The sequence below is a fragment of the Citrobacter sp. LST-B2 genome, assembly GCF_057983045.1.
The window spans coordinates 4,328,868-4,349,870 of sequence record NZ_CP192598.1; the positions used below are offsets into that span (position 1 = coordinate 4,328,868).

Below are 21,003 nucleotides of genomic sequence, written 5' to 3' on the forward strand. Positions count from 1 at the left end.
GGAACCCACCATGCAAAACAAACCGACTCTGGTTGTTGCCCTCGGCGGCAATGCGTTGCTCAAGCGTGGCGAACCGCTGGAAGCCGACATCCAGCGCAAGAACATCGTCCTGGCGGCGAAAACCATCGCCCAACTCACACAGCAATGGCGGGTGGTGCTGGTTCACGGCAACGGGCCGCAGGTGGGCCTGCTGGCATTGCAAAACAGCGCCTACGACCGCGTCACCCCCTACCCGCTGGACATTCTCGGGGCAGAAAGCCAGGGAATGATCGGCTACATGCTGCAACAGGCGCTGAAGAACCAACTGCCGCAGCGCGAAATCAGTGTCCTGCTCACGCAGGTGGAAGTGGACCCTGACGATCCGGCCTTTCATAACCCGACCAAGTATATCGGTCCGGTTTATGACCCTGCCCAGGCCGACGCGTTGCAGGCTGAAAAAGGTTGGGTCTTCAAAGCGGATGGCAAAGCGTTCCGCCGTGTGGTGCCTTCACCACAGCCAAAACGCATCGTAGAGAGCGACGCCATCCAGGCGCTGATCGCCCGCGATCATCTGGTCATCTGTAACGGTGGCGGCGGTGTGCCGGTCGTCGAGAAAGCAGACGGTTACCACGGCCTGGAAGCGGTGATCGACAAAGACCTTTCCGCCGCGCTGCTCGCCAGCCAGATCCACGCTGACGCGCTGCTGATCCTGACCGACGCCGACGCGGTGTACCTCGACTGGGGCAAACCGACCCAGCGTCCGCTGGCACAGGTGACGCCGGAACGCTTAAGCGAAATGCAATTTGACGCCGGTTCGATGGGGCCAAAAGTCAGCGCCTGCGCCGACTTTGTCAGCCGCTGCCACGGCATTGCGGGCATCGGTTCGCTGGCCGATGGCCCGGCCATTCTCGCCGGCGATAAAGGCACCCTGATTCGGCGCGAAACCGCCGATGTTGACGCTTAAGGCTTTTTTGCCGGATGGCGGCCTCGCCTTATCCGGCCTACACCGATTCACGTCCGTAGGCCTGATAAGCGCAGCGTCATCAGGCAGTTCATTTTGACAAGGATACATTGATGGCTATTTCACTGAAAAATAGAAACTTTTTGAAACTTCTCGACTTTACGCCAGCGGAGATCCAGTTCCTTATCGATCTGGCGATTGAACTGAAAGCGGCGAAAAAAGCCGGGCGCGAACAGCAAACGCTGATCGGGAAAAACATTGCGCTGATATTCGAAAAAACCTCCACCCGCACCCGCTGTGCCTTTGAAGTTGGGGCATTCGACCAGGGCGCGCAGGTCACTTACCTCGGCCCAAGCGGCTCGCAGATCGGTCATAAAGAGTCGATGAAAGATACCGCTCGTGTACTGGGCCGGATGTACGACGGCATCGAATACCGCGGGTTCGGTCAGCAGATCGTTGAGGAACTGGGGCAATACGCCGGAGTGCCGGTGTGGAACGGTCTGACCGACGAATTCCATCCCACGCAGATCCTCGCGGATCTGATGACCATGCTGGAGCACGCGCCGGGGAAAACGCTGCCCGAACTGAGCTTCGCCTACCTTGGCGATGCGCGCAACAACATGGGCAATTCCCTGATGGTCGGCGCCGCGAAGATGGGCATGGATATTCGCCTCGTCGCGCCAAAATCCTTCTGGCCAGATGAAGCGCTGGTTGCGCAATGCCGCAGCATCGCCAGCACCACCGGGGCACGCATCACGCTGACGGACGATGTGGAAGAAGGCGTCTACGACGTTGATTTTCTGTACACCGACGTCTGGGTCTCCATGGGTGAACCGAAAGAGGCCTGGGCTGAGCGCGTCAGCCTGATGACGCCGTACCAGATCAACCAGAAGGTCATCGACGCCACCGGCAACCCCAACGTGAAGTTCATGCACTGCCTGCCCGCCTTCCATAACGAACACACCAAAGTGGGTCGTGAAATTGAAGCCGCCTACGGCCTGAAAGGGTTGGAAGTAACGGAAGACGTTTTCGAATCCGCACACTCCATCGTGTTCGACGAAGCGGAAAACCGCATGCACACCATCAAAGCGGTGATGGTGGCGACGCTCGGCGACTCACTCACACGATAGCGACTGAACCGAATGCACCGGGTGCGGGTGCCTTCCTGACCCGCGCCCACGTTAGGAGACCCATTATGCGAAATCAGGACTTTCCCTGCCTCTTCGTTAATCTTTCGGTCATTCGTGACAACACCCGGACACTGATTGCGCTATGTCGCCAGCACGGGGTAGAGCCTGTCGGCGTCAATAAGCTGAGCTGCGAAGCGGCAAATGTCGCCAGAGCCATGATTGATGCAGGAATCAGCACGATTGCAGATTCCCGCATCCAGAATCTCAAAAAAATCGCCGATCTGCCCGTCGACAAACTGCTGCTGCGTCTGCCGCAGATAAGCCTTGCGCACGACATCGTGGCCTATGCGGATATCTCGCTGAACTCCGAAGAACATACGTTGCAGGCGCTCTCTGCGGCAGCCATAGCGCAGAACAAAACGCACCGGGTCATTCTGATGCATGACCTGGGCGATCTGCGCGAAGGCTGCGTGGATCCGCTGGAGACACGACGCCTTGCGCGTCTGGTACACAAAGAACTGCCGGGGCTGACGCTGGAAGGACTGGGCGCCAATCTTGCCTGCTACGGCGGAGTGGAACCCACCACCGAAAACCAACAGGCGCTGGTCGATCTCGCCCATCAGATCGAAGACGAGTTGGGTATTGCACTGCGCACGATTTCCGGCGCCAGCTCCGCCGCCCTGTTCCTGCTGATCAACGGTGGGCTGCCGACGGGCGTCAACCAGTTGCGACTTGGCGCGTCGCTGATCATGGGGTTCGGCCTGAATGACGAGCCAATCCCCGACACCCGCCAGGACGCTATCAAGCTCGGCGTGGAGATCATCGAGCTGAAAGACAAGCCCTCCGTTCCGCAACACTCCACGGCGCTGGATGCCATGGGGAGAAAGCCGGTATTCGAAGATCTTGGCGTACATCACCGGGCGCTGGCCGCGCTCGGCGAACAGGACGTCTCCTTCTCCCAGCTCCGGCCATTTGATCCCGGCGTCAAAGTGCTCGGCGCCAGTTCCGATCACCTGATCCTCGACGTCACCCACGCCGCATCGGGATATCAGGTGGGCGACATCGTCTATTTCTCCCTGGGATACAGCGGCGTCTTGCAGTGCATGACCTCCGAATACGTCGGCAAACAATACAGCTACTTCTAAAAAATCACTTTCTGTCAGATTGAGGACTCTCTTCATGACTACTCTCGATACCAGCAAACCGGCTGCGGACGCTTCGACCTCCCAGTCCGAAGGTAAGCTCAAACTTCCGGCGCTAACGGCGCTTGTGGTCAGCGCGCTGATCGCCGCCGGGGTATTCTCTCTGCCGCAGAACATGGCGGCCAAAGCAGGCGCTGGCGCGATTCTGATCGGCTGGGGAATTACCTTTATCGGCATGTTAACCCTCGCCTTCGTCTTCCAGACCCTGGCGCACCGTAAAAGCGAAGTGGAAGGCGGCGTGTATGGTTATGCCCGCGCGGGTTTTGGCGAGTACATCGGTTTTAACTCCGCCTGGGGTTACTGGATCTCGGCGTGGATCGGCAACGTTTCATACTATGTGGTGATCTGTTCCGCACTCGGCTCCTTCAGCGCGCTCGGTTTCTTTGGCGACGGCACCACCCTTTCTGCGCTGATTGTGGGATCAATTCTGCTCTGGAGTCTGCATTTCCTGATCTGTCGCGGCGTACAGGGTGCCGCCCTGCTCAATCTGATCGGCACGGTCGCGAAAGTGGTTCCTCTGATCATGTTTGTTGTGCTGGTCAGCGTCGCCTTTCAGGTTCGCACCTTTAAGATTGAATTCTGGGGCAATGAACAGCTTGGCTCTGTTATGGACCAGGTGAAAAACATCATGCTGGTCACCACCTGGGTTTTCATCGGTATTGAAGGCGCCGCCATGTACTCGGGCCGGGCGATGAAAAAATCAGACGTGGGTAAAGCCACCATGATTGGATTTTTCATCTCAATCCTGCTGTTTGTCGCCGTCTCGGTGCTGTCGCTCGGCGTTCTGTCTCAGCCAGAACTCGCACAGTTGAAGAACCCTTCTACTGCAGGCGTACTGGCAGCGGCGGTCGGGCCGTGGGGCGCAGCCCTGATGAATATCGGTCTTATCGTTTCCGTCGGCGCCGCGCTGCTGGCCTGGACGTTATTGTCTGCGGAAACGGCGTATATGGCCGGTAAAGACGGCACCATGCCCAAATTCCTGGGCAAAGAAAACGCCAACAAAGCGCCGGTCAATGCGCTGCTGCTGACCAATGGGCTGACCCAACTGTTCCTGATCATCGCCCATTTTCAACAGGCGGGGTATCTTGCGCTGCTGCTGCTGGCCACCTCAATGATCCTGATCCCCTATTTTCTCAGCGGTTTGTATGCCCTGAAAGTGGCGTGGCAGAAGGACGGTTATAACCGTGATGAACAGCATTCCATCACCCGCGACATCATCATCGGCGCGCTGGCAACACTCTATGGTGCCTGGCTGGTCTATGCCGCCGGGATGGAATATCTGCTGCTGTCGATGATCCTCTACGCCCTCGGTATCGTTTTTTATGTCTGGGCGCGGAAGGAGAAAAATGGAAGACTTTTCAATCCAATAGAGATCGTTCTGGCTATTATGGTGGTGGTCGCAGGGATCTACGCGGTCTATCTGTTGGCGACCGGCGTGCTCACGCTCAGTTGATGCACGTCAACACAGGGAAGACGAAGCGGCAAAACTCCGCCTTCCCTTAGACGACTAAGTGGAATATTTTTTCATGCAGATGCCATCCGTCAGGATGCTGAAGCGCGCTCCAGTCAAATTTCAATAAGCCGATCAAATACATCCCGGTTGAAATGGAGAACATTTGCTTAGTGCGTCATCAAATAAAAATAGAAACATTGGGCAGATCTACTGGTTGTTATCTTCGGCTGATTACACTGGACTAACTGATGATGAAACTTTACCAACCCGCTTCAGAAAAAGAAGAACTACAACTCTCTGTTTGTCAGCGCCTGATTGGCGAAAAAAGCTATCTCTCACAGGAGGAGATCCGCCGCGATCTGCAAAACTACGGCTTTGAAACCATCAGCCAGTCAACGGTTTCCCGCCTGCTGAAAATTCTTGGCGTCATAAAAATTAGAAATACGAAAGGACAAAAAATTTATTCCGTCAATCCGCAATTGCGTCCAGCCCCCGACGCCGCCCGTTCCATTTCTGAAATGGTGGTGAGCGTGGAGCATAACAGCGAATTTATCCTTATCCATACGGCGGCAGGCTATGGCCGCGCCGTCGCCCGGATCCTCGATTATCATGCCCTGCCGGAAATCCTGGGTGTGGTAGCGGGTAGCAGTATTGTCTGGGTTGCGCCACGGGTGGTGCAGCGCACTGGCCTTGTCCACAAACAGATTAACTACTTACTAAAAATGAATTAATATTCATTAAAACCGTTTGCGTTGAATAAAAACGGCATTTTTTGCTTGATCCACAAACGGAGCTGAGTATAATCGCGGACAATTTGCCGGGAGGAAGTATGGTCCAGTGTGTACGACATTCTGTCTTACCGCGTCTGAAAACAGACGCTGGCCTGCCGTTTTTCTTTCCGTTGCTCACCTATTCCCAGCCCCTCAAATGAGGGGCTTTTTTTTTGCCCTGGCGTCAGGAGATAAACATGGCTAACCCGCTATATCAAAAACACATCATTTCCATAAACGACCTCAGTCGCGACGACCTCAATCTGGTGCTGGCGACGGCGGCGAAATTAAAAGCGAACCCTCAACCGGAGCTGCTCAAACACAAGGTCATCGCCAGTTGCTTCTTTGAAGCCTCGACCCGTACCCGCCTGTCGTTTGAAACCTCCATGCACCGCCTGGGCGCCAGCGTGGTCGGCTTTTCCGACAGCGCCAACACGTCGCTGGGTAAGAAAGGTGAGACGCTGGCAGATACCATCTCTGTGATCAGCACTTATGTTGACGCGATCGTGATGCGTCACCCACAGGAAGGCGCGGCGCGTCTGGCGACCGAATTCTCCGGTAAGGTGCCGGTACTGAACGCGGGTGACGGTTCAAATCAACATCCGACCCAAACGCTGCTGGATCTGTTCACCATTCAGGAAACGCAGGGGCGTCTGAACAACCTGCATGTGGCGATGGTCGGCGACCTGAAATATGGCCGTACCGTGCATTCCCTGACGCAGGCGCTGGCGAAGTTTGACGGCAACCGCTTCTACTTCATCGCCCCGGATGCGCTGGCAATGCCGCAGTACATTCTTGATATGCTGGACGAAAAAGGCATTGCCTGGAGCCTGCACGCCTCTATCGAAGAGGTGATGGCGGAGGTGGATATTCTGTATATGACCCGCGTACAGAAAGAGCGTCTGGACCCTTCAGAATACGCCAACGTGAAGGCCCAGTTTGTCCTGCGCGCCAGCGACCTGGTGGGAGCGCGGGAAAACATGAAGGTACTGCATCCGCTGCCGCGTATAGATGAAATCGCCACGGACGTGGATAAAACGCCTCACGCCTGGTATTTCCAGCAGGCAGGCAACGGGATTTTCGCGCGCCAGGCGTTACTGGCACTGGTTCTGACTAGCGATTTGGCACTGTAAGGGGAGATAACGAGATGACACACGATAATAAACTGCAGGTTGAAGCGATCAAATGCGGCACCGTAATCGACCATATTCCCGCGCAAATCGGCTTTAAATTGCTGACTCTGTTCAAGCTGACCGAAACCGACCAGCGCATCACTATCGGCCTTAATCTGCCTTCCGGTGAAATGGGACGTAAAGACCTGATTAAGATCGAGAACACCTTCCTGACCGCCGAACAGGTTAATCAACTGTCACTGTATGCGCCACAGGCTACTGTCAACCGTATCGACAACTACGACGTGGTGGGTAAATCACGTCCAAGCCTGCCGGACCACATCGACAGCGTGCTGGTCTGCCCGAACAGTAACTGCATCAGCCACGCTGAACCGGTTTCTTCCAGTTTTTCAGTGAAAAAACGCGCGGATGACATCGCGCTTAAATGCAAATACTGCGAAAAAGAGTTTTCTCATTATGTGGTGCTGGCCAACTAATTGCAGTTGGTTAAAAATTCGTGGCTCCCTATAATGCCAGAGAAATTTCATTAACCGCTGTACTTCAGGAGAAATCATGAGCAAAACTATCGCGACGGAAAATGCACCCGCAGCAATCGGTCCATATGTTCAGGGCGTAGATCTGGGCAGCATGATCATCACTTCCGGTCAGATCCCGGTTGACCCGAAAACCGGCAGCGTGTCGGACGACGTCTCCGCGCAGGCGCGTCAGTCGCTGGAAAACGTGAAAGCTATCGTTGAAGCCGCTGGCCTGAAAGTAGGCGACATCGTGAAAACAACCGTATTTGTCAAAGATCTGAACGATTTCGCGACCGTCAACGCCACTTACGAAGCGTTCTTCACCGAACACAACGCTACCTTCCCGGCACGTTCCTGCGTGGAAGTCGCGCGTCTGCCAAAAGACGTGAAGATCGAGATCGAAGCGATCGCCGTTCGTCGTTAAGCGATAAAAAAATCCGGGCATACCCACCCGGATTTTCGTTACTGCACCACTATCACATCACGCCAAAGAATTTCGGCAGGAACAGCGAAATCGCCGGGATATAAGTCACCAGCAAGAGCACAAGGAACAGTACCGCGTAGAACGGTAGCATCGCCTTCACCACCTGCTCGATCTTCTGTTTACTCACCGCACTGGCAACAAACAGCACCGACCCTACCGGCGGTGTGATCAGGCCAATTCCCAGGTTCACCAGCATAATCATCCCGAAATGTACCGGATCAATGCCGAGGGCGTTGGTGACCGGCAGCAGCACAGGGGTCAGGATCAGAATCAACGGCGCCATGTCCATCAGCGTACCAATCAGCAACAGCATGATGTTAATACACATCAGAATGACATACTTGTTATCCGAGATACTGGTAAACGCTTCGGTAATGCGCATCGGCAGTTGCATATAGGTCATGATGGCGCCAAACGCTGCCGCGAAACCGATCAGGATCATCACGATGGTCACGGTCTTCACAGTGCGATACATCAGTTTCGGCAGTTCAGACCACTTATAGTCGCGGTAGATAAACATGGTGACGAAAAACGCCCACAGGCAGGCGATCGCCGCCGATTCCGTCGCGGTAAAAATACCGGAAAGGATCCCGCCCATAATGATGACGACCGTCATCAGCCCCCACAGCGTATCGAGAAAGATCTTCAATGCCTGTCGGAACGGCACGCGCTCCCCTTTCGGGTAGCCGCGCTTATGCGCAAAGCCCACGCACATTACCATCAGGGTAAAACTCAGCAATAGCCCAGGCAGGATCCCGGCAATAAACAGCGCGGCAATCGACACAGTACCGCCCGTCGCCAGCGAGTAGATCACCGAGTTATGGCTGGGCGGCGTCAGGATTGCCTGCACGGAACCGCTGGCGGTGACCGCTGCGGCAAAGTCTCGCGGATAACCTTTCTTATCCATTTCAGGGATCATCACTGAACCGATCGATGCGGTATCCGCCACCGACGATCCTGAGATCGCGCCAAAAAAGGTTGATGCGACAATGTTCACCAGCGACAGACCACCGCGAATGAAGCCAACAAAGATATAGGCAAAGTTGACTAACCGGCGCGCAATGCCCCCTTCCGCCATAATGGCCCCGGCCAGAATAAAGAACGGGATCGCCAACAATGAGAATTTGTTCACGCCGTTGGTCAACTGGATCATCACCGCTTCCAGCGGGATATCGATATACCACGCCCCGACGATCGCGCTGATCCCCACCGCGTACGCCACCGGCACCCCAATCGCCAGCATGATGCCGAGCGTAAAAACGAGAATAAATGCATCCATTTGCTTTCCCCTATGAAGTCGGTTCGGTCATCAACTGGTTGAACCCAGCATGACCACAGGACGTTGATACTGAGCGCCACGGCAGATCTTCTCGATGATGAAAAGCAGCATGATCGCCGAACCGATAGGGAGCGGAAGATAGTTTTCCCCGGCAGTCAAAATTGGGAATTCTGCCACGGGTTGTTGCCACAACTCATAACAGAGCGTCGAACCGTACCAAAGAATAAAAATACTGATCGCCAGCAACATCAAATCGGCACCGATAAAACAGATCCGGCGCCCCATTTCACCAAGACGATCGGTTACCATGCTGACCGCAATATGCGAACCCGCACGATAGCTAACCGCCGCGCCAATAAAAGTGAACGTCACCATGCACAATATGGCGATCGGCTCGGGCCAGGACAGCGCGCTGTTCATCACGTAGCGCGCGAATATCCCCACGGGAATAACCGCCACCATCACCAATAAAGCCAGCCCGGCAATCCACATTGAAATTCGATACAGCACATCCATTACCGATGAATAACCTTCACCCATAATCATCACCTCGAACGAATAACCGATTCAGGCAGATGACCTCCGTCATCCGCCTGATGAATTACTTCACATCCTGAATTCGCTTGATCAAATCCTGGTGGTCTTTACCGTATTGATCCCGGACGGGCTGTGTGGCTTTATAAAAATAATCCGTATCGATGTCATGGAAATTCACCCCATTTGCTTTCATGGTTTCCAGTGATTTCGCATTATAGGCTTCCCAGAGTTGACGTTGTTCTATTTGCGCTTCTTTTGCCAGTTTAATAATTAATTCCTGATCTTCTTTTTTCAGCTTGTCCCACTTGGCTTTTGAAAACAGGAACAGTTCAGGAATAATGAAATGCTTACTCCAGGTGTAATTTTTGGCGACCGGCAGATAGTTATGCGCGACAAAGGTCGGCGGGTTATTTTCTGTGCCATCAATAACCCCGGTCTGCATCCCGCTGAACACCTCACTGGTTCCCATGGCGATCGCATTCGCGCCCATCGCTTTTAAGGTATCGAGCGAGACCGGGCTGGTCTGAACACGGATTTTCATCCCTTTCAGGTCTTCCGGTTTCACCACCGGAGCCTTGGTAATCAGGTTACGCGTTCCGGCATCCATCCAGCCGAGAAACACCAGTCGGGACTGGCTGTTGGCGGTCAGCCGGTCACCAATTTCCTGACCAATTGCCCCATCCAGAACCTTATGCAGGTGATCTTCATCGCGGAAGATATAGGGCAGCGTAAAGACGTTAATCTCAGGCAATATGGCAGCAACCGGAGACATCGACACGCGAATAATATCAATCGCACCCAGTTGCGCCTGTTCAATCATCTGCTTTTCATCCCCCAGTACGCCGCCCGGGAAGGTTTTAATATCCAGACGTCCGTCGGTAGCGGCGCTGAGTTTTTCGCCCATATGCTTCACAGCAACTACGTTCGGATAATCCGCCGGATGGACATCTGCCGCACGCAGCGTTTGTGCAGACGCCGCCTGCGCTGCCAGCACTAAAGCAGTCCCCACGCACAGGTTTAACAAGGTTTTGGTCAGTTTCATTTTTCCATCTCCAGAGGTTTATAATTTTCATTAATACAAACGACTTGCAGGATAGAGGGCCGCCTTAATTAAAAGGGACAGTAAGGAATGACATTGCCCAGGCAGACTCGTCGGTGTAACAAAGTATTACGATGATTATGTTCATAAAATGACGATGGATGGAATTTTTTTTAGCACGCTGTTTCATTTTTGCAATGAAGGTCTTTTTCCTGGAAAAAAGATGTCCTGAAGCGGGCTTAAATTGTGATCGACCACACCTCTTTGGTTTTTCAAAAAAAATAAAACACGACGGAGGGAAAGAATATATTCTTGCGCGATAAAAAAGAGAATGGCTGCCGAAGCAGCCATTATTTTGTTTACTGCCAGCCGTAGCGGCGGCTATAGAAGCCTTTAACCCATTGCGTTAACGTCATATATCCCACCAGAATCGCCACTAACCAAGGGAAATAACTCAGCGGTAACGCCTGCAATTGCAGATAACCTGCCAGCGGTGAGAACGGTAGCGCAATTCCCACAATCATTACCACCAGCGTCATCAGCATCAGCGGCCAGGCAGCGCGACTCTGAATAAACGGCACGCGGCGCGTACGAATCATATGCACAATCAGCGTTTGCGACAGCAGCCCCACCACAAACCAGCCAGACTGGAACAGCGTTTGCGCTTCCGGCACATTGGCGTGGAATACCCACCACATCAGGCAGAACGTCAGAATGTCGAAGATGGAGCTGATCGGGCCAAAAAAGAGCATAAAACGGCCTAGATCCGCCGGATTCCAGCGCTGCGGTTTCTGGATCTGCTCATCATCAACGTTATCAAACGGGATCGCCACCTGAGATACATCGTACAACAGGTTCTGAATCAGCAAGTGCAGCGGCAACATGGGCAGGAACGGTAAAAAGGCGCTCGCCACCAGCACGCTAAAGACGTTACCAAAGTTAGAACTGGCGGTCATTTTGATATACTTCAGCATATTGGAGAACGTACGACGCCCTTCAATTACGCCTTCTTCCAGCACCATCAGGTTCTTTTCCAGCAGAATAATATCGGCCGCTTCACGGGCGATATCGACCGCGCCATCCACCGAAATACCAATATCCGCCGCACGTAGCGCTGGCGCGTCGTTAATTCCATCGCCCATAAAGCCCACCACGTGCCCTTCACGTCTGAGGAGGCGGACGATCCGCTCTTTATGCATCGGCGTCAGGCGTGCGAACAGCGTAGTATGCTGAGCCAACGCGGCCAGCACGTCGTCGCTCATGTCTTCGATATCATTTCCGACAATCACCTCTCCGGCATCCAGACCTACCTCATGGCATACCTTCGCGGCGACCAGTTCGCTGTCGCCGGTCAGGATCTTCACGGTAATGCCACTGGCTTTCAGCGCTTTCAGTGCCGGTGCGGTCGTTTCCTTCGGCGGATCGAGGAAGGCGATGTAACCTTCAAGGATCAGATCGGATTCATCAATACGCTGGTAATCCCCTTCCCGCGCTGGCAGGTATTTGGTCGCCACAGCGACTACGCGCAGCCCCTGACGGTTCAGCGTATCGGTCACGCGCTTCACCCGACGCAGCATGTTGTCATCCAGCGGCACAATTTCACCGTTATGCCGCACCTGCGTACAGACGCTGACGATCTCCTGCAACGCGCCTTTGCACACCAGTTGATGCACATCCGTCTCTTCGGCCACCACCACCGACATCCGGCGGCGCTCAAAATCAAACGGAATCTCATCAATTTTCTGCCAGCGGGTAGACAACGTGCGCGCAGCGCCTTCATCCACACCTTCCAGCACGGCGGTATCCAGCAGATTTTTCAGTCCGGTCTGGTAATGGCTGTTCAGCCATGCCGCGTGCAGAACGCGTTCACTGGGCTTACCGGAGATATCCGTATGATTCTCCAGCACGATTTTATCCTGGGTCAGCGTGCCGGTTTTATCGGTGCACAGAACGTCCATCGCGCCGAAGTTCTGAATGGCATCCAGATGTTTGACGATCACTTTTTGCTTCGACAGTTTCACCGCGCCGCGTGCCAGCGTCGAAGTAACAATCATCGGCAGCATTTCCGGCGTCAGGCCTACGGCGACGGAGAGCGCAAACAGCGCCGCTTCCCACCAGTCACCTTTGGTATAACCGTTAATGAGCAGCACCACTGGCGCCATCACCAGCATAAAGCGAATCAACAGCATACTGACACGACTGATCCCCTTCTGGAACGCGTTTTGCTCGCTTTCCTGTTCGCTGACGCGCCCCGCCAGTTGACCAAACCAGGTATGGGCGCCGGTGGCGATAACCATCGCCTGCGCCGTGCCGCTCACCACGTTAGTGCCCATAAAGCACAGGGTATCGCGCTCAAGCGGGTTGCTTTGGCTGGCGTCGCGGGTGTGCGCCACTTTCTCCACTGGCAGCGATTCGCCGGTTAATGACGCCTGAGCAACAAACAGGTCTCGCGCCTGAATCACCCGCAGATCGGCCGGGATCATGTCCCCCGCCGACAGCTTGATGATGTCGCCGGGCACCAGTTGATCGCCAGGCAGCTCCACCCAGCCGTTTTCCCCTTTCTCATTGATGACCCGCAGCACCGTCGCGGTGTTGCTGACCATCGCTTTCAGCGCGTCTACCGCTTTGGTGGAGCGCGCTTCCTGGACAAAGTTAAGCAGCGTGGAAATCACCACCATCAGAGCGATCACCCCGGCGGCGAACAGATCTTCCGTGGCATACGAGATCGCGCCCAGAAGAGTCAGCAACATATTGAACGGGTTGCGATAACAGGTCCACAGATGCTTCCACCACGGTGACGGTTTCTGGGTTGGCAGAAGGTTTTCACCGTGTTGTTCGCGGGCGGCGTTCACCTCTGCCACATTGAGTCCTTCCGGATGCGCATGAAACGTTTTCCATAGCGTCTTTTCATCCATCACGGCCACTTTCAGGCAGTGTTCACTCAGTGAAGAAGGTATCGGGGTGCTGGCAATCGACTGTGCATTAGGTAATGGATCGCGGTGCACCAGGCGATCGGGCAAATGGCGGCCAAGCCGGGCAAACAGCTGGCGAGTGATATTTTTAAACATAGGAAGCCCCTCCGCGCCAATAAGACAGGCGCAGAAATATCCTTCAGGCGTGGCAAAACCTTACCTGACAGGTAACATCATTTTTAAACAGGGACGTTAATGCGTCACTGTCTTACATCACCGGTAAGACAGCGAAAGGCAGGCTTACCGGAAAGCGCGTGTTCTCCAGGTCGGGAGAGGGGTGGGATCGGGATCCATAAAGCCTCCGGTAATTGAATGAGTTAGCTCACAGATAATAAGTTGTAGATCATAATATTTGTGGCATTTATGGCGTTATAATAACCCCCGGCAATTAAACAAAACATATACGCAAAATCATTCGGTTCGCATCCCGGCAGAAAATGAACGACGCCAACGCAAAAGCAGCGTGAAGGATGACGTGTATAAACCAGACTTTGCCCATTGTGGTTTCTATAAGTAAAGTTACCCTCTTATCATCTTTTGTTGCGTACCACGGGAAAACAGGATGCAAAATCGGCTGACTATCAAAGACATCGCCCGCTTAAGCGGCGTGGGGAAATCCACCGTTTCCCGTGTGCTGAACAACGAAAGCGGCGTCAGTGAACGGACTCGCGAGCGTGTCGAAGCCGTGATGAATCAGCACGGATTTTCTCCTTCCCGTTCAGCCCGCGCCATGCGGGGCCAGAGCGATAAAGTCGTCGCCATCATTGTGACCCGTCTCGACTCCCTGTCGGAAAACCTTGCCGTACAGACGATGCTGCCGGTGTTTTATGAGCAGGGTTACGATCCGATCATGATGGAAAGTCAGTTTTCCCCGGAAAAAGTGGAAGAACACTTAGGTATGCTGAAACGCCGCAATATCGACGGCGTGGTGCTGTTCGGTTTTACCGGCATCACGGACACGATGATCGCCCCGTGGCAGGCATCGCTGGTGCTGCTGGCTCGTGATGCGAAAGGCTTTGCCTCCGTCTGCTACGACGACGACGGGGCGATTAAAATCCTGATGCAACGCCTGTACGATCAGGGGCATCGCCACATCAGCTTTCTCGGTGTGCCGCACAGCGACGTCACCACCGGGAAGCGCCGCCATGACGCCTATCTCGCGTTTTGCAAACAACATAAGTTACATCCCGTCGCGGCCCTGCCGGGTCTGGCGATGAAGCAAGGCTATGAGCATGCCGCGAGCGTCATTACACCAGACACTACCGCGCTGGTCTGTGCCACGGATACTCTCGCGCTCGGTGCCAGTAAGTATTTGCAAGAACAGCGGGTCGATAATCTGCAACTGGCGAGCGTCGGTAATACGCCGCTGATGAAATTCCTGCATCCGGAGATCGTCACGGTCGATCCCGGTTATGCCGAAGCCGGACGCCAGGCGGCCTCCCAGTTGATCGAGCAGATCAACGGACGCAGCGAGCTGCGCCAGATCGTCATTCCTTCCACCCTTTCCTGAAGCATTGCTGATCGCTTTCTGAACGATAATTTGTGATCTTCGCTGCGTTTCGGGAACGTTCCCATTTTTAATTTTTTATCCCGGATATACTCTGTGGCCATCGCATAACCCCCCCCTTTTCACTGTCATCGCCACGAGGCTTCATGATGAGCAAAGTTAAACAAGTGGATATTGACCGGCTGATAGAGCTGGTAGGCGGGCGAGAGAATATCGCCACCGTGAGTCACTGTATTACGCGCCTGCGCTTTGTGCTGAATCAGCCAGCAAACGCCAGACCGAAAGAAATTGAAGCCTTACCGATGGTCAAAGGCTGCTTTACCAACGCCGGTCAGTTCCAGGTGGTGATTGGCACCGAGGTTGGCGATTATTACAAGGCGCTGCTGGCCACCACCGGGCAGGCGCACGCCGATAAAGAGCAGGCGAAAAAAGCGGCTCGTCAGAACATGAAATGGCATGAGCAACTCATCTCCCATTTCGCTGAAATCTTCTTCCCGCTGCTGCCGGCGCTGATTAGCGGAGGCTTGATCTTAGGTTTCCGCAACGTCATTGGCGACCTGCCAATGAGCAACGGCCAGACGCTGGCGCAGATGTATCCAGCGCTGAAAACGATCTATGACTTCTTGTGGCTGATTGGCGAAGCCATCTTTTTCTATCTGCCAGTGGGCATCTGCTGGTCGGCGGTGAAAAAAATGGGCGGTACGCCGATCCTCGGCATCGTGCTTGGCGTTACGCTGGTATCGCCACAGTTGATGAACGCGTATCTGCTGGGGCAGCAGGTACCGGAAGTATGGAACTTCGGCCTGTTCACCATCGCGAAAGTAGGCTATCAGGCGCAGGTCATTCCGGCGCTGCTGGCTGGCCTGGCGCTGGGCGTGATTGAAACGCGCCTGAAACGCATCGTGCCGGATTATCTGTATCTCGTGGTGGTGCCGGTGTGTTCATTGATCCTCGCGGTCTTCCTCGCTCATGCGCTGATCGGTCCGTTTGGCCGCTTGATTGGCGACGGTGTGGCCTTTGCGGTTCGCCATCTGATGACCGGCAGCTTCGCGCCGATTGGTGCCGCGCTGTTTGGCTTCCTGTACGCCCCACTGGTGATTACCGGCGTGCACCAGACCACGCTCGCCATCGACATGCAGATGATCCAGAGCATGGGAGGAACGCCGGTATGGCCGCTGATTGCCCTTTCCAACATCGCGCAGGCGTCTGCGGTGGTCGGCATTATTATCGCCAGCCGTAAACAGAACGAACGCGAGATCTCCGTTCCTGCCGCGATCTCCGCCTATCTTGGGGTCACTGAACCAGCAATGTACGGTATCAACCTGAAATACCGCTTCCCGATGCTCTGCGCAATGATCGGCTCCGGTCTCGCCGGTCTGCTCTGCGGCCTGTACGGGGTGATGGCGAACGGTATTGGCGTTGGCGGCCTGCCGGGCATCCTTTCTATCCAACCGACTTACTGGCAGGTCTACGCCGTCGCGATAGCCATCGCCATTGTCATCCCGATCGTGCTGACTTCTATGGTTTACCAGCGCAAATACCGTCAGGGCACGTTACAGATTGTCTGATTTTATTCGGGGCGCACTTGCGCCCCTCGCATAACCAGGAATTGACTATGAATACCCTTCCCCACTGGTGGCAAAACGGCGTCATCTACCAGATCTATCCCAAAAGCTTTCAGGATACGACCGGCAGCGGCACCGGCGATTTACGCGGCGTGACTCAGCGCCTCGATTACCTGCATAAACTGGGCGTAGATGCCCTCTGGCTGACCCCGTTCTATATCTCACCGCAAGTGGATAATGGCTACGATGTCGCTAACTACACCGCTATCGATCCCGCTTACGGTACGCTGGATGACTTCGATGAACTGGTCGCCCAGGCAAAAGCACGCGGCATCCGCATTATTCTCGACATGGTGTTTAACCACACCTCCACGCAGCACGCCTGGTTTCGTGAAGCGCTCGACAAAGACAGCCCGTATCGCGAGTTTTACATCTGGCGCGACGGCACGCCTGATGCGCTGCCCAATAACTGGCGTTCCAAGTTTGGCGGCAACGCCTGGCAATGGCATGCCCAGAGCGAACAGTATTATCTGCACCTCTTCGCCCCGGAACAGGCGGACCTGAACTGGGAAAACCCTGCCGTCCGCGCCGAGCTGAAAAAAGTCTGCGAATTCTGGGCCGATCGCGGCGTGGATGGCCTGCGCCTGGACGTCGTCAACCTGATCTCCAAAGATCAGCGCTTCCCCAATGATCTGGACGGCGACGGTCGCCGTTTTTATACCGATGGGCCGCGAGCGCATGAATTTTTGCATGAGATGAACCGCGACGTCTTTACGCCGCGCAAGCTGATGACGGTCGGTGAAATGTCCTCCACCACGCTGGAACATTGCCAGCGCTACGCCGCGCTGGACGGTAGCGAACTGTCGATGACCTTCAATTTTCATCACCTGAAGGTCGATTATCCCAATGGAGAGAAATGGACGCTGGCGAAGCCCGATTTTGTCGCACTGAAGACCCTGTTCCGCCACTGGCAGCAAGGAATGCACAACGTCGCGTGGAATGCGCTGTTCTGGTGTAACCACGATCAGCCGCGCATTGTGTCGCGCTTTGGTGACGAAGGCGAATATCGGGTGCCGGCCGCGAAAATGCTGGCGATGGTGCTGCACGGTATGCAGGGCACACCGTACATCTATCAAGGGGAAGAGATCGGCATGACCAATCCTCACTTCACCCGGATCACCGACTACCGCGATGTGGAAAGCCATAACATGTTTGCCGGGCTGCGGGCGGAGGGTCGCGATGCCAATGAACTGCTGGCAATCCTGGCCAGTAAATCCCGTGACAACAGCCGTACGCCAATGCAGTGGAATAACCGCAAGAACGCCGGTTTCAGCCAGGGTGAACCGTGGATCTCCCTGTGCGATAACTACGCGGACATCAACGTGGAGAACGCGCTCGGCGATAATTCGTCGGTGTTTTATACCTATCAACGGCTGATTGCGCTGCGTAAATCCGAACCTGTGTTGACCTGGGGTGACTATCAGGATCTGTTACCAGACAGCCCACACGTATGGTGTTATCAGCGCGAGTGGCAAGGACAGCGGCTGCTGGTCATTGCCAATCTGAGCGGTGAATGTCAGGCCTGGTTCCCGGAATCGTACCGGGGTAACTGGCAGGTGTTGATGCACAACTATGATGAAGTTTCACCACTGCCAACGGCGATGACGCTGCGTCCTTTCGAAGCGATCTGGTGGTTGCAGAAGTCATAAACTGAACACATTTTGCCCGGCAAACTCTCGATGCCGGGCAAAAAGGTCGCCCCGCGTTAGCTTACTGTTTTTGTTGAATAAATAATCAGATTTTTCTATATCACAATTTACAATCGCTATAACGCCCGCCAACTGTACGCTCTGCTTTTTACCTTGCGCTATATCAAAAAAATCGCAAACACTTTTGATGCAAATCACTATATATAGAACTTAAAATGCAATCCGCCCCAACATGTTGTATTAATCAACTACATTTACAACAACAATGATGTCCACAGTCAAGGTGACTTTGTGGATAACATGGGACTGGATTGCGGGAAGTGATTGGATAGAGAGATGAATAACCATATCAACGCCTCCCGAGCCTCTGTGGATAACCTGTTCTTATACATTATGGAGTGATCATGACACCGCATGTGATGAAACGAGATGGCTGTAAAGTGCCGTTTAAATCAGAGCGCATCAAAGAAGCCATTCTGCGTGCAGCTAAAGCAGCGGGAGTCGATGACGCAGATTACTGCGCCACCGTCGCAGAAGTCGTTAGCAGCCAGATGGACGCGCGTAGCCAGGTCGATATTAATGAGATCCAGACGGCGGTTGAAAACCAACTGATGTCAGGCCCTTACAAGCAGCTGGCGCGCGCCTACATTGAATATCGCCATGACCGTGATATTCAGCGAGAGAAACGCGGTCGTCTGAACCAGGAAATTCGCGGCCTGGTAGAACAGACCAATTCCGCGTTGCTCAATGAAAACGCCAATAAAGACAGTAAAGTCATCCCGACCCAGCGCGACCTGCTGGCCGGTATCGTCGCCAAACACTACGCCCGTCAGCATCTGCTGCCGCGTGATGTAGTACAGGCGCACGAGCGCGGTGATATTCACTACCATGATCTCGACTATTCCCCGTTCTTCCCGATGTTCAACTGCATGCTTATCGATCTCAAAGGGATGCTGACGCAGGGCTTTAAGATGGGTAACGCAGAAATTGAGCCGCCAAAATCCATCTCTACCGCCACCGCCGTGACCGCGCAAATCATCGCGCAGGTCGCCAGCCATATTTACGGCGGCACCACCATTAACCGTATTGATGAAGTACTGGCGCCATTCGTGACTGCCAGCTTTAACAAGCACCGTAAGACGGCGGAAGAGTGGCAAATTCCGGATGCCGACGGCTACGCGCATTCCCGTACCGAGAAAGAGTGCTACGACGCCTTCCAGTCTCTGGAGTATGAGGTCAATACGCTGCATACCGCCAACGGCCAGACGCCATTTGTGACCTTTGGTTTCGGCCTGGGTACCAGTTGGGAATCGCGCCTGATTCAGCAGTCCATTCTGCGTAACCGTATCGCCGGTCTGGGCAAAAATCGCAAAACCGCCGTGTTCCCGAAACTGGTGTTTGCGATTCGTGACGGCCTGAACCACAAATTTGGCGATCCGAACTACGACATCAAACAACTGGCGCTGGAGTGTGCCAGCAAGCGCATGTATCCGGACATCCTGAACTACGATCAGGTCGTGAAAGTCACCGGTTCGTTCAAAACCCCGATGGGCTGCCGCAGCTTCCTCGGCGTGTGGGAAAACGAGAAAGGCGAACAGGTTCACGATGGGCGTAACAACCTCGGCGTGATCAGCCTTAACCTGCCGCGTATCGCGCTGGAAGCAGGTGGTGATGAGCCGACGTTCTGGAAACTGCTGGACGATCGTCTGACGCTGGCGCGTAAAGCGCTAATGACCCGTATTGCCCGTCTGGAAGGCGTTAAGGCTCGCGTCGCGCCGATCCTCTATATGGAAGGCGCCTGCGGCGTACGTCTGAAAGCCGATGATGATATCGCGGAAATCTTCAAAAACGGTCGTGCATCGATTTCACTGGGCTACATTGGTATCCACGAAACCATCAACGCGCTGTTTGGTGATACGCATGTCTACGACAGCGAAACGCTGCGCGCGAAAGCGGTTGCCATTGTTGAGCATCTGCGTCAGGCCGTCGATAAATGGAAAGAAGAGACCGGCTACGGCTTTAGCCTGTACAGCACGCCGAGTGAAAACCTGTGTGACCGCTTCTGCCGTCTGGATACCGCCGAGTTTGGCGTCGTGCCGGGCGTCACCGATAAAGGATACTACACCAACAGTTTCCACCTCGATGTGGAGAAGAAGGTGAACCCGTACGACAAAATCGATTTTGAAGCGCCTTACCCGCCGTTGGCGAGCGGTGGCTTCATTTGCTATGGCGAATACCCGAACATCCAGCACAACCTGAAAGCGCTGGAAGATGTCTGGGACTACAGCTATCAGCATGTGCCGTATTACGGCACCAATACGCCAATCGATGAATGCTACGAGTGCGGCTTTACCGGTGAGTTCGAATGCACCAGCAAAGGCTTCACCTGTCCGAAATGCGGTAATCACGACGCTGCACGCGTGTCGGTAACCCGCCGCGTCTGCGGTTATTTAGGCAGCCCGGACGCACGTCCGTTTAACGCCGGTAAACAAGAAGAAGTGAAGCGTCGCGTTAAACATTTAGGGAATGGGCAGATCGGTTAATTTCCGTTTGCAAAGGCCGTAGGCCTGATAAGACGCCATCGCGTCGCCATCAGGCATCACAATGTTGCCGGATGGCGGTGCAAGCACCTTATCCGGCCTACTACCGCTAACTACAGTTCCAATGTCGTGGTTTTCCTCTAAGCAGTTGGTGTTGTAGCAAGGCGGCAAACGAACGAATCCCGGGGAGCTTACATCAGTAAGTGACCCGGGTGAGTGAGAGCGGCC

At 54.4% G+C, this 21,003-nt stretch carries 16 protein-coding genes and 1 pseudogene; 13 read left to right on the forward strand and 4 right to left on the reverse strand.

Translation table 11 applies throughout. The annotated features are described in order from the left end of the window. Nucleotides 1-10: 10 nt before the first annotated feature. From arcC to ridA, 9 genes and pseudogenes are all read left to right on the forward strand, one after another. Entirely contained in the window at nt 11-943 is a 933-nt protein-coding gene (gene arcC, locus ACQ0PY_RS20870) for a carbamate kinase (protein WP_044264664.1), read from the forward strand. Nucleotides 944-1,053: 110 nt separating this feature from the next. Continuing rightward, nucleotides 1,054-2,070: an ornithine carbamoyltransferase gene (gene argF / locus ACQ0PY_RS20875; protein WP_044264666.1), complete on the forward strand. Its 1,017-nt coding sequence runs from the start codon at nt 1,054-1,056 to the stop codon at nt 2,068-2,070. 65 nt (nt 2,071-2,135) lie between these two features. Continuing rightward, nucleotides 2,136-3,215, forward strand: a complete 1,080-nt coding sequence (locus ACQ0PY_RS20880; RefSeq protein WP_042999242.1) for an alanine/ornithine racemase family PLP-dependent enzyme — start codon at nt 2,136-2,138, stop codon at nt 3,213-3,215. A gap of 34 nt (nt 3,216-3,249) precedes the next feature. Further along, nucleotides 3,250-4,725 carry an arginine-ornithine antiporter gene (arcD, locus tag ACQ0PY_RS20885; RefSeq protein ID WP_042999241.1) on the forward strand — a complete coding sequence of 492 codons (1,476 nt, stop codon included), beginning with the start codon at nt 3,250-3,252 and terminating at the stop codon, nt 4,723-4,725. 251 nt (nt 4,726-4,976) lie between these two features. Continuing rightward, nucleotides 4,977-5,456, forward strand: coding sequence for an arginine repressor (locus tag ACQ0PY_RS20890; protein WP_043001817.1), 480 nt, complete (start codon nt 4,977-4,979; stop codon nt 5,454-5,456). Between the two features lie 98 nt (nt 5,457-5,554). Next, nucleotides 5,555-5,690: pseudogene (gene pyrL, locus ACQ0PY_RS20895) on the forward strand (pyr operon leader peptide). A 2-nt stretch (nt 5,691-5,692) separates the two neighbouring features. Beyond that, the gene (gene pyrB / locus ACQ0PY_RS20900; protein WP_042999240.1) at nt 5,693-6,628 is read left to right on the forward strand and encodes an aspartate carbamoyltransferase; all 936 of its coding nucleotides are present in this window, start codon (nt 5,693-5,695) and stop codon (nt 6,626-6,628) included. A gap of 14 nt (nt 6,629-6,642) precedes the next feature. Beyond that, a complete protein-coding gene (gene pyrI, locus ACQ0PY_RS20905; protein WP_042999239.1) occupies nt 6,643-7,104 on the forward strand; it encodes an aspartate carbamoyltransferase regulatory subunit in 462 nt (153 codons plus the stop codon). Between the two features lie 76 nt (nt 7,105-7,180). Next, a complete protein-coding gene (gene ridA / locus ACQ0PY_RS20910; RefSeq protein WP_042999238.1) occupies nt 7,181-7,567 on the forward strand; it encodes a 2-iminobutanoate/2-iminopropanoate deaminase in 387 nt (128 codons plus the stop codon). A gap of 52 nt (nt 7,568-7,619) precedes the next feature. On the opposite strand, the gene ACQ0PY_RS20915 is transcribed toward ridA, so the two are convergent. From ACQ0PY_RS20915 to mgtA, 4 genes are all read right to left on the reverse strand, one after another. After that, the gene (locus ACQ0PY_RS20915) at nt 7,620-8,906 is read right to left on the reverse strand and encodes a TRAP transporter large permease (RefSeq protein WP_042999236.1); all 1,287 of its coding nucleotides are present in this window, start codon (nt 8,904-8,906) and stop codon (nt 7,620-7,622) included. A 30-nt stretch (nt 8,907-8,936) separates the two neighbouring features. Further along, nucleotides 8,937-9,446, reverse strand: a complete 510-nt coding sequence (locus tag ACQ0PY_RS20920; protein WP_042999235.1) for a TRAP transporter small permease — start codon at nt 9,444-9,446, stop codon at nt 8,937-8,939. Nucleotides 9,447-9,507: 61 nt separating this feature from the next. Next, the gene (locus ACQ0PY_RS20925) at nt 9,508-10,485 is read right to left on the reverse strand and encodes a TRAP transporter substrate-binding protein (RefSeq protein WP_042999234.1); all 978 of its coding nucleotides are present in this window, start codon (nt 10,483-10,485) and stop codon (nt 9,508-9,510) included. Between the two features lie 356 nt (nt 10,486-10,841). After that, nucleotides 10,842-13,550: a magnesium-translocating P-type ATPase gene (mgtA, locus tag ACQ0PY_RS20930; RefSeq protein WP_109739526.1), complete on the reverse strand. Its 2,709-nt coding sequence runs from the start codon at nt 13,548-13,550 to the stop codon at nt 10,842-10,844. A gap of 466 nt (nt 13,551-14,016) precedes the next feature. On the opposite strand from mgtA, the gene treR reads away from it, so the two are divergent. The 4 genes from treR (at nt 14,017) to nrdD (ending at nt 20,778) form a co-directional block, all read left to right on the forward strand. Next, the gene (gene treR / locus ACQ0PY_RS20935) at nt 14,017-14,964 is read left to right on the forward strand and encodes a trehalose operon repressor TreR (RefSeq protein ID WP_042999232.1); all 948 of its coding nucleotides are present in this window, start codon (nt 14,017-14,019) and stop codon (nt 14,962-14,964) included. Nucleotides 14,965-15,110: 146 nt separating this feature from the next. Next, entirely contained in the window at nt 15,111-16,529 is a 1,419-nt protein-coding gene (gene treB / locus ACQ0PY_RS20940; RefSeq protein WP_162300701.1) for a PTS trehalose transporter subunit IIBC, read from the forward strand. 47 nt (nt 16,530-16,576) lie between these two features. Further along, nucleotides 16,577-18,235, forward strand: a complete 1,659-nt coding sequence (gene treC, locus ACQ0PY_RS20945) for an alpha,alpha-phosphotrehalase (RefSeq protein WP_044253228.1) — start codon at nt 16,577-16,579, stop codon at nt 18,233-18,235. A 404-nt stretch (nt 18,236-18,639) separates the two neighbouring features. Next, the gene (gene nrdD, locus ACQ0PY_RS20950; RefSeq protein ID WP_109739528.1) at nt 18,640-20,778 is read left to right on the forward strand and encodes an anaerobic ribonucleoside-triphosphate reductase; all 2,139 of its coding nucleotides are present in this window, start codon (nt 18,640-18,642) and stop codon (nt 20,776-20,778) included. The last annotated feature ends 225 nt before the right edge of the window (nt 20,779-21,003 follow it).